The sequence below is a fragment of the Collinsella sp. WCA1-178-WT-3 (M1) genome (assembly GCF_009696325.1).
GTDB lineage: Bacteria > Actinomycetota > Coriobacteriia > Coriobacteriales > Coriobacteriaceae > Collinsella.
The window spans coordinates 43,017-55,115 of sequence record NZ_VUME01000004.1; the positions used below are offsets into that span (position 1 = coordinate 43,017).

A 12,099-nucleotide genomic window follows, 5' to 3' on the forward strand; every position below is an offset into this window, starting at 1 on the left:
TATATCTATAGAAAGGTATTAAAAGATGAAGTTCACCGTCAGCCAGAGCTCGCTTACGCAAGCAATCGGCGTCGTCATGAAGGGTGTCGCTTCGGCATCCACCCTCCCTATTCTGTCGGGCGTGCTCATCAAGGCACAAGACGGCATCTTGGAATTCCAGACCTCTAACTACACTATCTCGATTCGTCACCGCATCGCGGCACATGTGGAAGAGGAAGGTGAGATGGTAATCCCCTGCAAGATGCTCTCCAACATCACCAAGACCCTTCCCGATGCCCCAGTTACCTTTGAGCTTTCGGAGCGCCAGGTGCTGATCGGTTGCGAGAAGAGTTCCTTCCGCCTGAATACGCTCGATGCCAACGATTTCCCCGAGTTCCCGGCCTATGCCATCGAGAGCGCCGTTGAGCTCCCGACCGACATTCTGTCCGAGATGGTCAGCCGCGTGTGGCGCGTCACCTCGACCGACAAGGCCCGCCCCATCCTGGGCGGTGTGCATATGAGAGTCGAAAACAACACCGTGCGCCTGGTGGCGACCGACTCCTTCCGTCTGGCCGTGTGCGATACGCAGGTGGAGACCTCGACGCTCGAGGGCTCCTTTGAGCTCAACGTGCCGGCCGATGCCTTCAACGACGCCCTGAGCATCATGGCGAGCCAGGCGACCATTATGATCGGTGCCACCGACACCCAGGTTGTCTTTGAAGCCGGCAACACCACCTACGTGTCGCGCCGCATAGAGGGTGTGTATCCCAACTACAAGCAGCTCATCCCCGATTCATGCGTAACGAGCGTCAAGATCGACGTGGCAGCTTTTAATGCCGCCCTCAAGCGCGTGGCGGTCATCGCGAGCGCAAACCCCGCCGTCAAGTTTGAAATCGATGTCGAGAACGGCCAGATGGGCCTGTCCTCCATCTCCAATGACCAGGATCTGGCGCAGGAGACGATCGATGTCGAGGCCGCGGGCGAGTCGGGCACCATTGCCTTTAACTACCACTACATCTTTGGCTGTCTCAACGCCCTGTCCAAGGAGAAGGAGATCACGCTGGAGCTCAAGAGCTACTCGCAGGCCGGCATCTTTAAGTCCTACGACAAGATCAACTATCTGTACCTGGTCATGCCGGTGCGCATCTAGCGGCGCCCTATGGCCATGTTCGCCCGCGATCTTTCCGTCGCGCGCTACCGCAGCTTCGATAGCTATCGCCTGGAACTGAGCGATGGCGTGACGGTGCTCGCGGGGCCCAACGCGGCGGGAAAGACCAACCTCATAGAGGCGCTGCAGCTGCTAACGAGCGGCGCCTCGTTTAGGCATTCCACTGCCGCCGAGCTTGTGCACGACGGCACGGGTTTGTGCAAGGCCGAGCTTAGACTCGAGGGCGATGGCCGCGTACTGGACATGGGCCTATGCGTGGAGGACGGTAAGCGTTCGTTTAGCCGCAACGGCAAGCGGTGTGCCGCCTCTGGCGTGCGCGGCGTGCTGCCGAGTGTTTTGTTCTGCCCCGATCATCTGGATATGGTTAAGCGTGGTGCCAGCGTGCGTCGCGCCGCACTCGACGACTTTGGTGTGCAGCTGAGCGCCCGCTATGCCGATCTGGCAAGCGCCTATGGCCGCTGCGTGACGCAGCGTAACGCCCTGCTCAAAGAGACGTGGTGCTGCCGTGAGATGCTCGGTGCGTGGAATGAGTCGATTGCCCGCGCCGGATCGGCCCTGCTGGTGCACCGCTTGGCCTTGCTCGATCGCTTGGACGCCCACGTGCGCAATGCCTACGGGCTGGTTGCGTCCGGGGAGGAGGCCGATGTGGCCTATGCGTCCACGTTGGGGGAGCTGCCCCAGACCGATGACCGCGAGGAGCTGAGGGGCTGGGCATACGAGCGCATGCTCGCGGCGCTCGACGAGCGCGCCGACGAGGAAATCCGCCGCGGCGTGACACTCGTGGGTCCGCACCGCGACGAGATTGAGTTTTCGGTCGCCGGCCGCTCGGCCCGCTCGTTTGCCAGTCAGGGTCAGCAACGTACGTTGGTTCTGGCTTGGAAGGTGGCCGAGGTGGCCGTAGCCCGCGATATTCTGGGTACCGCCCCGCTGCTGCTTTTGGATGACGTGATGAGCGAGCTCGACGGCGATCGCCGCACCGCTTTTTTGCAGCTGATCGGCGATGACATCCAGACAGTCATAACCACCACCAATTTGGGATACTTTACCGATGAGTTGCTTGATCGAGCCAAGGTGGTGAGCATGGGTGAGGCGTGCTAATTACGAGCGTGAGAACGGCACAACTGCCTTCAGTGACTTTTTGGGTGCCGAGCGCCAGCACATCTTGGCGTCGGCTACGCCCGAGCGTCGTGCGCAAATGGAGGCCGCCGAGGAATCGCGTGCGGTCTACCGTGCTTGGAACGCGGTGTGCTCGGGCACGCGCGAGGGCCGGCATGTGACGGGGCTGCGTTATCTTCCCGAGTCCAACGAGCTGCTGGTGTATCTCGATTCGCCCTCGTGGACACAGGAGATGACACTTTTGCGCGAGATAATCCGCGCGCGCATGGAGCGTGCCGGCGCGCATGTGGATGGCCTGGTATTTAAGACGACCCGCCCCGGCCACACGCCGCCTGCGGCAAAAGAGCGCCTGCGTCCGGTCGCGCCCGCGCGCCCGCCCGCGCCGCATGCCGACCTGAATGAAGCCGAGCGCGCCGAGATCGAGCGCCAGGTGTCGCCCATCGAAGACCAAAAACTGCGTGAGGCCCTCCAGAACGCCATGAGGGCCAGTGCAGAGTGGGCCAAGGGCGTGCAAAGCAAAAAAGAGTCTTAAATCGCATCTGGTGGCCTTGTATAGGCAAATACCCTCGTCCCCGAGGGTATTTTTTACGATAAAATAGTAAGGCTATACAGATTTTCTTAACCGAAGGAGGACGTGTGGCAAACGAAAACGATTACGATGGCGGCGAAATTAAGATCCTCGAGGGTCTCGAAGCCGTCCGTAAGCGCCCGGGCATGTATATCGGCTCGACGAGCGCCAGCGGTCTGCACCACCTGGTGTGGGAGATCGTTGACAACTCCGTCGACGAGGCCATGGCCGGTTTCTGCACCGAGATTCAGGTGACGGTCCACGCCGACAACTCCATTACGGTCGTCGATAACGGGCGCGGCATCCCCGTCGACGAGCACCCTGTCAAAAAGATTCCGACGCTCGAGGTCGTCATGACGATCCTTCACGCCGGCGGTAAGTTCGATAACTCGGCCTATAAGGTTTCCGGCGGCCTGCACGGCGTGGGCATCTCCGTTGTCAACGCCCTGTCCAAGCGCGTGGTCGTGCAGGTGCGCCGCGACGGCAATATCTACGAGATGGAATTCTCGCGCGGCAAGACCGTCAGGAAGATGGAAGTCGTGGGCACCTCGGATTCGACGGGCACCACCGTCTCCTTCTGGCCCGACGACGAGATCTTCGAGACCTGTGTCTACGATTTCGATACACTGCACAATCGTCTGCAAGAGACGGCGTTTCTCAACAAGAACCTCAAGATCGTGCTGACTGACGAGCGTGAGGCGGCTCCCCGCGTGGAGGAGTTTTGCTATGAGGGCGGCATCATCGACTTCGTCAAGTTCCTCAACGACGGCAAGGACGTCCCCGAGGCCTTTAAGGAGCCCATCTACATTGAGGGCAAATCGGACCCGGATGCGCCCGTGGCCAAGATGGGCGAGGTCGAGGTATCCCTGCAGTGGAACGCCGGTTATGGCGAGAACGTCATGTCGTTTGCCAACGACATCTATACCCCCGAGGGCGGCATGCACCTCGAGGGCTTCCGCACCGCCCTCACCCGCGTGATTAACGATTACGCCCGCAAGCAGAACCTGCTTAAGGAGAAAGAGGCCAACCTGAGCGGTGACGACGTGCGCGAGGGTCTCTCGGCCGTCATCTCGGTCAAGCTGCCCGATCCGCAGTTTGAGGGCCAGACCAAGGCCAAGCTCGGTAGTTCCTACATGCGCACGCTTACGCTCAAGATCGTGACCGACGGTCTTGCCGACTACCTTGAGGAGCACCCCAAGCCCGCCCGCGAGATCGTCAAGAAGGCGCAGCAGGCCTGCAAGGCCCGCAACGCCGCCCGCAAGGCGCGCGAGGCGACCCGTCGCAAGAGCCTGCTCGAGACGGCGTCGCTGCCCGGCAAACTCGCCGACTGCTCGGTGCGCGATGCCGAGCTGACCGAGCTCTTCATCGTAGAGGGCGACTCGGCAGGCGGTTCGGCCAAGGACGGCCGTCGCCGAGACATCCAGGCGATTCTGCCCCTGCGCGGCAAGATTCTGAACGTCGAGCGCGTGGGCGACCATCGTGCGTTCTCGAGCGACACCATCCAGTCTCTGATCACCGCGATCGGTTGCGGCGTCACGACGAGCGCCGGCGACGGCGGCGACTTCGATATCACCAAGGCGCGCTACCACAAGATCATCATCATGACCGATGCAGACGTCGACGGTGCGCATATCCGCATCCTGCTGCTGACGTTCTTCTACAAGTACATGCGTCCGCTGATCGATGCCGGCTATGTCTATGTTGCCTGCCCGCCCATCTTTGGCATTAAGGTGCGCAACAAGATCCACTACGTGTATCCCAACGGCCGACAGCCCGAAGACGAGATTCTGCGCGACACCATTCAGAGCCTGGGCCTGAACCCCGACGACAACGACGAGGACGGCAAGGCCAAGGATGGCAAGATCACCAAGAAGCGCAAGGGCTATACCGTCCAGCGCTACAAGGGCCTGGGTGAGATGGACCCCAAGCAGCTTGCCTCGACGACGATGGACCCCAAGACCCGCATTTTGCAGCGCGTGACGATCGAGGATGCCGTGGTGGCGGACCGTGCCGTACGCGAGCTCATGGGTTCCGAGGTGGGCTATCGCCGCGAGTACATTGAAAAACACGCGCATGATGCACGCTTCTTAGATGCCTAACCTGTTCGGCTTTCCCAGCCACCGCACCTTCGCCCTCAATCGTCGGTCGCGTACCCAAGTACGCTTCCCTCCTCTTTCGGGCGAATCTGCGGCACCTGGAAAAGCCGTCTCCGTGGTAGGGAACTAATGGACCACGCAAACCATGAGGAGGTAACGTGGCAGACGATATCAACAGCAACGAGGGTATGGACGAGGCCGGCGACGCCGGTATGCCCGATGATCTGAAGCGCCTGCTCGCCCGCGCCGAGCAGGGCGAGGATGGCGACCCGGATTCCTACAACCCCGATGTCGAGGATGAAGAGGAAGAGGATGACGACGCCGAGCTCGAGGAGAGCTTTGGCGCGGTCGATCGCGGTGCCTCGGCCGGCGAGGACATCAACGGCGGCCAGCTCCAGATTTCGGAGTTTGGCCGCGAGATGAAGCAGTCGTTTATCGAGTACTCGATGTCGGTCATTACGGCACGCGCCCTGCCGGACGTGCGCGACGGCTTAAAGCCGGTGCACCGCCGCATCCTGTACGCCATGAACGAGAGCGGCATCTACCCCAACCGCCCGCACAAGAAGTCGGCCTGGACGGTCGGCGAAGTTATCGGTAAGTACCACCCCCACGGCGACTCCGCGGTCTATGAGACCATGGTTCGTCTGGCGCAGTGGTTCTCCATGCGCACGCCGCTTATCGACGGCCACGGCAACTTTGGCAACATCGACGGCGACGGTGCCGCAGCTATGCGTTACACCGAGAGCCGTCTGGCAAAGCCCGCCATGGAGCTGCTCCGCGACCTGCAGAAGGATACCGTCGACTGGCAGCCCAACTACGACGAGTCGCTCGCCGAGCCCGTGGTACTGCCCGCACGCTTCCCCAACCTGCTGGTTAACGGCAGCCAAGGCATCGCTGTAGGCATGGCCACCAATATCGCCCCGCATAACCTCACCGAGGCGATCGAGGCCACCTGCTACCTGATCGACAACCCCGACGCCACCGTCGACGAGCTCATGCAGATTATGCCCGGCCCGGACTTTCCCACCGGTGCCATCATCATGGGTAGCGCCGGCATTAGGCAGAGCTACGAGACCGGCCGCGGTTCCATCACCGTGCGTGCCAAGGCCCATGTGGAGTCCACCAAGACCGGCCGCAGCCGCCTGGTCTTTACCGAGATTCCCTACATGGTCAACAAGGGCACCCTGCAGGAGAAAATCGCCCAGCTCGTAAACGACAAGCGCATCGAGGGCATCTCGGACATGCGCGACGAGTCCAACCAAAAGGGCATCCGTCTGGTCATTGAGCTCAAGAAGGGCGTTATCCCGCAGGTCGTACTTAACAACCTGTATAAGTACACCTCGCTGCAGACCACCTTTGGTGCCAACAATCTGGCGCTCGTCAATGGCGTTCCTAAATGCCTGAGCCTGCGCGAGATGCTGCAGCACTACATCGACCACCAGGTCGACGTAGTCACCCGCCGCACCCACTTTGACCTTAAAAAGGCCCAGGCCCGTGCACATATCCTTGAGGGCTACCTTATGGCCCTCGACCATATCGACGAGGTCATTAGCATCATCCGCTCCTCGCAGACCGATTCCGAGGCCAGCAGCCGCCTGATTGAGCGTTTTGGCTTTACGCCCGAGCAGACCACGGCCATCCTCGAGATGAAGTTGCGTCGCCTGACCGGCCTGGAGCGCGACAAGATCCAGGAAGAGCTGGACGGCCTGCGCCGTGCTATCGCCTACTACGAGGACCTGCTGACGCACGAGGAGAAGATTCTGGGCGTCATCAAGGAAGAGATGCGCGAGATCTCCAAGAAGTTTGGCGACAAGCGCCGTACCGAGATCAGCCAGGTCGAGAAGGATCTGGATGTCGAGGACCTCATCGCCGACGAGGACATGGTCGTGACCATCACCCACACCGGCTATGTGAAACGTATCCCGGTGGCCGCTTACCGCGCTCAGAAGCGCGGCGGCAAGGGCGTGTCGGGCGTCAACCTTAAAGAGGACGACGTTATCGACGAGATGTTTATCGCGTCCACCCACGAGTATGTGCTGTTCTTCTCGAGCAAGGGCAAGGTCTACCGTCTGAAGGTGCACGAGCTGCCGGTTGGTACGCGCCAGGCGCGCGGCACCGCGATCGTCAACCTGCTTCCCTTTGAGGAGGGCGAGAAGATCGCGAGCGTCATTAGCTGTCGTGAGTTCCCCGCCGATGAGTACCTGATGTTTGCCACCAAGAACGGCATGGTCAAGAAGACCGTGATGAGCGCCTATGATCGCAGCCGCCGCGATGGCCTAATCGCCATCAACCTGAGGGACGACGACGCGCTGCTCGCCGTGCGCCGCGTACGCGAGGGCGACAAGATCATTATGGCCACCACTGCGGGCAAGGCGATCATGTTCCCCGAGGACCAGGTTCGCGCTACCGGCCGCGACACCAGCGGTGTCCGCGGCATTGGCATGAAGGACGGCGTGAGTGTCCTGGGCATGGAGGTCACCAACGGCGAGGGAGACCTGTTTGTCATTACCGAGTGCGGCTACGGCAAGCGCACGCCGGTCTCGGATTATCCGGAGCAAAACCGCGGCGGCCAGGGTGTCTACACCATCCAAATGACCGAGCGCAAGGGCAACCTTGCGGCCATGAAGGCGGTCGGCCCGCAGCATGAGCTGTTTATCGTGACGGAGGGCGCGACGGTCATTCGCGTCAAGACCGACGAGATCAGCCAGACCGGTCGAACCACGCAGGGTGTCAAGATGATGACCGTAAGCGATGACGACCGCGTGTGCGCCGTTGCCCGCATGACGGCCGCCGAAGAGAAGCCCGAGGGCGAAAGTGCCGAGACCGCAGACGTCACCGAAGAGGCTCCAGTCGACCTAGGCGAGGGCAACGACATGCCAGAGGATCTCCTAGACGAGTAAGAGGCCCTAGCTGGTAAAAATCATCAGACCCCATATATCGGCGGTCGGCGCACTGCGCGCCGACCGCTTTTTTGAAAACCTTGGGACCCCATGGTCGCTGGGCTGGCGAGATAGTGTTGGTTTGTCGCGAGTTCCGCACGCAAAGAAGGCCACTTAATGTGGCCTTCGTCTTGCGCAGGACTGCCCGAGCAGCAAACCAACACTATCTCGCCAGCCCAGCGACCACCCCTCCCAAAGATTTTCAAAAAAGTTGTTGACGCGCGCGTAACGACTCGTCTAATATATCCCTTGCGCGATGGACCTGTAGCTCAGTTGGTTAGAGCGTCCGGCTGATAACCGGGAGGTCACAAGTTCGAATCTTGTCAGGTCCACCACTTTCTTTCGCAATAAACACCCCAGCGAGAGCCGAGTCGCCGCTGGGGTGTTTATTACTTTCTCCGTGGGGGTTTAGCTCAGCTGGGAGAGCGCGGGCTTTGCAAGCCTGAGGTCAGGGGTTCGATCCCCCTAACCTCCACCATGATGGACCTGTAGCTCAGTTGGTTAGAGCGTCCGGCTGATAACCGGGAGGTCACAAGTTCGAATCTTGTCAGGTCCACCATCAAAACGTTAAGAGCCCTGGGGTATTGCCTCGGGGCTTTTTTCTTACCCGTTGGAGCAGTTAATTTGGGACGGGGCTTTTTTGGCTACCCTGTTCTGCGCAGCCTCAGTTTCTAGACCTGCCGCTGGGTAGCTAAAAAAGCCCCGTCCCAAATTAACTACTTTGATTTTGTGTGCTGGGCAAAAGATTGGGTAGTATAGCTATTCAATGCGGCGACCCTGCCGTGTGTTAACCGCTACGTACCGGAGGTGTTCCATGGTTCGTGTCGACATAGAGACCATCGTCATGGCCGCCGGTCCCGTGCCATCGCTGATCGTCTTGCGCGAGCGTTGCCGTAAGTCGGATTCGTCCGCGCCGCTGCGCTCTCTTTCCATCCAGACCGGTTCCTACGAGGCAGCGGCCATCAGCCGCGGTATCGATACCGGCCGCACCGATCGCCCCATCACCCACGATCTTTTGCTCGATACCATCGAAGTGGTGGGAGCGAAGATCGAGCGTATCGAGATCGCGCGCGCCGAGCCGCCGGTGTTCTACGCGACGGTCGTCGTGCACACCGATAGGGGCGAGCGTATGCTTGACGCACGACCGAGCGACGCTATCGCCCTTGCCGTGCGCAGCAATGCCCCCATGTTTGTGGAGGACGACATCATGAATCGCTTGGGCACCGTCTCTCCGCTTGCCGACGAGGTTGACGACGAGAGTGAGTTCGAGAAGTTTGACGAGTTTGTCCACACGCTCTCGCCCGATGATTTCTAAATGTCGGTTGAGCACGATGCACGGCGAGCGCTGATGGGTACCAGTGTGTCGACCGAAGCAGCCGCTATCGCGCGTGAGGCCCATATGCGCGCCGAGGCATTTGAGGCCGCGCGCATTGCGTATGTGACGCAGGCTCGCACCCTTCGCGAGCGCCGTGGCTCCTATATCAAGATGGTTGTTGTCTCCGCGCTTGCCGCGGTAATCTTGTCGCGGCTTCGTGGTACAGTTGGTGCGCTTGGGTTTTCGATTTCGACGGGCCTGGTGATCTGGGGCGTGGTCGATGCGGTAATGCTGACCAGCCAGATCAAGGTGCTCGACAAGCGTGCGGCGGATATGGTTCGCGCCCGTGACGCTGCCGCCAGAATCGCGGCCGAGGCACAGGAGTTATAACGACGCCGAATGCGATGGGAAGGTCAAAAGATGGCACAGGATATGCAGGACGCCGGTAACGTCTCCGCCGAGCTCGACGCCATGGTGTGCGATCTGATCGGTGCGTTTTTGGACGACCTTGCCGCCGGTGAAAACCCGGGCGTAGTCGTGGCGATCGAGGATGCCGCCTCCAACCGCTATCTTGCGGCTCTCGACGAGGACGGTGAGGAGGCATGCCTGGAGGCTGCCACCAACTTTATCTCCGAGCACAAGATGGGTCTCAAGGACGAAGGCCTGGGCCGCATCGCCCGCTATGCCATCGGCTACACCGGCTGTGTGGAGATCGAGGGCGGATATCACGACGCTTTGCTCGTTAGCTTCTTCGAGACCACGCTCGAGAGCGGTTTTTCGGCATATGTGCTGTACGAGGGCATGGGCGCCGGCGATGGTTTTATGTGGAGCGACCCTGAACCTGCAGGTGAGGAAACCCCTCTCATCTAGAATCGCTAAAATAAACGAGTTTTCGGTAAAAGGCTCAATATTCCCGCCGAGCGTTGTGTTGCTGGACGGGTCATATACGCGTGCCGTTTGTATATAGATAGAAGATAGGGGAACTACATGCGCGTAGACAATCTGAGGAACATCGCCATTATCGCCCACGTCGACCACGGTAAGACGACGATGGTCGATAAGCTCCTGCGTGCCACGGACGCCTTCCGTGCCAACCAGCAGGTCGAGGATCGCGTCCTGGACTCCAACGACCAGGAGCGCGAGCGCGGCATCACGATTCTCGCCAAGAACATCTCTATCGAGTACAAGGACGTTAAGATCAACGTCATCGACACCCCGGGCCACGCCGACTTTGGTGGTGAGGTCGAGCGCGTGCTGCGCATGGCCGACGGTGCCCTGTTGCTGGTCGACGCCTTTGAGGGCCCCATGCCCCAGACCCGCTTCGTCCTACGTCACGCCATCGACACCGGCCTTAAGATCATGATCGTCATCAACAAGATCGACCGTCCGGGCGCCAACCCCGAGAAGGCCTACAACGACTGTCTGGACCTTATGGCCGACCTGGGCGCCACCGACGACCAGCTCGAGTTTGCCATGGAGCACGTGGTCTATGCCAGCGCCATGAATGGCTTTGCCCGCCTTGACCCCAACGACGGCAACATGGACATGTACCCGCTGCTCGACATGATCATCGACGACATGCCCGCGCCCGAGGTTGACGAGACCGCGCCGCTCGCTATGCAGTGCGTGACCATCGACCACTCCAACTTTGTCGGCCGCATCGGCATTGGCCGCGTGTACTCCGGCACCATTCGCCAGGGCGATCAGATCCTGGTCGTCAAGAACGACGGTTCCAGCGCCACCGCTACCGTCAAGCAGCTCTTTACCTTCGACTACCTGGGCCGCACCGAGTGCCAGGAAGTCGGCGCCGGCGACATTGCCGCCGTCGTGGGTATCGAGCGCACCGACATCGGCGATGTCTACACCGATCCCGAGAACCCCGTCGAGCTCGAGCCTATCGAGATCGATCCGCCGACCCTGTCCATCGTCTTTGAGGCCTCGACCTCTCCGCTCGTCGGCCGCGATGGCGACATTGTGGGCGCTCGTCAGCTCAAGGAGCGCCTGTTCAATGAGGCCGAGAACAATGTGACCATGAAGATTGAGGAGCTCGAGGACAAGAGCGGCGTCGAGGTCTCGGGCCGCGGCATTCTGCACCTGTCCGTCCTGATGGAGTCCATGCGTCGCGAGGGCTTTGAGTTCCAGGTCGGCCGTCCCCGCGTTCTGTTTAAGAAGGATGAGAACGGCAACAAGATGGAGCCCGTCGAGCAGGCTGTCGTCGAGTGCCCGGACGAGTACTCGGGCAAGGTCGTCGAGGTCTTTGGCACCTCTGGCGGCATTATGACCAGCATGGACACCTCGGGCATCGTGACGCACCTTGAGTTTAAGATCCCGACCCGCGGCATCATGGGCCTTAAGAACCGCATCATGAACGTCACTCACGGCGAGGGCGTGTTCTATCACACCTTCCTGGAGTACGGTCCTTACGCCGGCGAGATCGGCAACCGTCAGAACGGCGCCATGATCTCCATGACCACCGAGAAGGCCGTTGCCTACGCTCTGGGCACGCTGCAGGAGCGCGGCCAGCTGTTTGTTGAGCCGGGTGTCGAGTGCTACGAGGGCATGATCGTGGGTGAGCGCAGCAAGGCCGGCGACATGGTCGTCAACATCGCCCGTACCAAGAACCTGGGCAACCAGCGTTCCTCGACCTCCGATATCTCCGTGCAGCTGGTGCCGCCTCGCACCTTCTCGCTGGAGGAGGCACTGGAGTACATCGCCGATGACGAACTGGTGGAGATCACCCCCAAGAACATCCGTCTGCGCAAGCGTCTGCTCAACGCCACCGATCGCAAGAAGGCTGCCGTTCGCGCCGGTCAGGTCAACAAATAAGCGCTGAGCTCTGTAGCATTCACAAGAAAGGGCGTCGACCATCGCGGTCGGCGCCCTTTTTGTACCACCACAAAGAGGAAGGACACCTTTGC

9 protein-coding genes and 3 tRNA genes are annotated in these 12,099 nt (G+C 60.5%); all 12 read left to right on the plus strand.

What is annotated here, in order from left to right; genetic code table 11:
- The first annotated feature begins 25 nt into the window (after positions 1–25).
- The 12 genes from dnaN (at position 26) to typA (ending at position 12,007) form a co-directional block, all read left to right on the plus strand.
- Positions 26–1,129 carry a DNA polymerase III subunit beta gene (dnaN, locus tag FYJ40_RS03780; RefSeq protein WP_154516779.1) on the plus strand — a complete coding sequence of 368 codons (1,104 nt, stop codon included), beginning with the start codon at positions 26–28 and terminating at the stop codon, positions 1,127–1,129.
- Between the two features lie 9 nt (positions 1,130–1,138).
- Positions 1,139–2,245: a DNA replication/repair protein RecF gene (locus FYJ40_RS03785; protein ID WP_154516776.1), complete on the plus strand. Its 1,107-nt coding sequence runs from the start codon at positions 1,139–1,141 to the stop codon at positions 2,243–2,245.
- Entirely contained in the window at positions 2,232–2,795 is a 564-nt protein-coding gene (locus FYJ40_RS03790; RefSeq protein ID WP_370450607.1) for a DciA family protein, read from the plus strand. Before FYJ40_RS03785 ends, FYJ40_RS03790 begins: the two co-directional genes overlap by 14 nt.
- A 104-nt stretch (positions 2,796–2,899) precedes the next feature.
- The gene (gene gyrB, locus FYJ40_RS03795; RefSeq protein ID WP_370450606.1) at positions 2,900–4,930 is read left to right on the plus strand and encodes a DNA topoisomerase (ATP-hydrolyzing) subunit B; all 2,031 of its coding nucleotides are present in this window, start codon (positions 2,900–2,902) and stop codon (positions 4,928–4,930) included.
- Between the two features lie 185 nt (positions 4,931–5,115).
- Positions 5,116–7,827, plus strand: coding sequence for a DNA gyrase subunit A (gene gyrA, locus FYJ40_RS03800; protein WP_154516882.1), 2,712 nt, complete (start codon positions 5,116–5,118; stop codon positions 7,825–7,827).
- A gap of 297 nt (positions 7,828–8,124) precedes the next feature.
- A tRNA-Ile gene (locus FYJ40_RS03805) sits at positions 8,125–8,201 on the plus strand.
- A gap of 67 nt (positions 8,202–8,268) precedes the next feature.
- Positions 8,269–8,344 (plus strand) — tRNA-Ala (locus FYJ40_RS03810).
- A 4-nt stretch (positions 8,345–8,348) separates the two neighbouring features.
- Positions 8,349–8,425 (plus strand) — tRNA-Ile (locus FYJ40_RS03815).
- Between the two features lie 255 nt (positions 8,426–8,680).
- Complete coding sequence (locus tag FYJ40_RS03820) at positions 8,681–9,181, plus strand: bifunctional nuclease family protein (protein ID WP_154516773.1); 501 nt, start codon at positions 8,681–8,683, stop codon at positions 9,179–9,181.
- A 33-nt stretch (positions 9,182–9,214) separates the two neighbouring features.
- Positions 9,215–9,571, plus strand: coding sequence for a hypothetical protein (locus FYJ40_RS03825; protein ID WP_154577083.1), 357 nt, complete (start codon positions 9,215–9,217; stop codon positions 9,569–9,571).
- A 30-nt stretch (positions 9,572–9,601) separates the two neighbouring features.
- Positions 9,602–10,051 carry a hypothetical protein gene (locus tag FYJ40_RS03830; RefSeq protein ID WP_154516767.1) on the plus strand — a complete coding sequence of 150 codons (450 nt, stop codon included), beginning with the start codon at positions 9,602–9,604 and terminating at the stop codon, positions 10,049–10,051.
- 117 nt (positions 10,052–10,168) lie between these two features.
- Complete coding sequence (typA, locus tag FYJ40_RS03835; protein WP_154516764.1) at positions 10,169–12,007, plus strand: translational GTPase TypA; 1,839 nt, start codon at positions 10,169–10,171, stop codon at positions 12,005–12,007.
- The last annotated feature ends 92 nt before the right edge of the window (positions 12,008–12,099 follow it).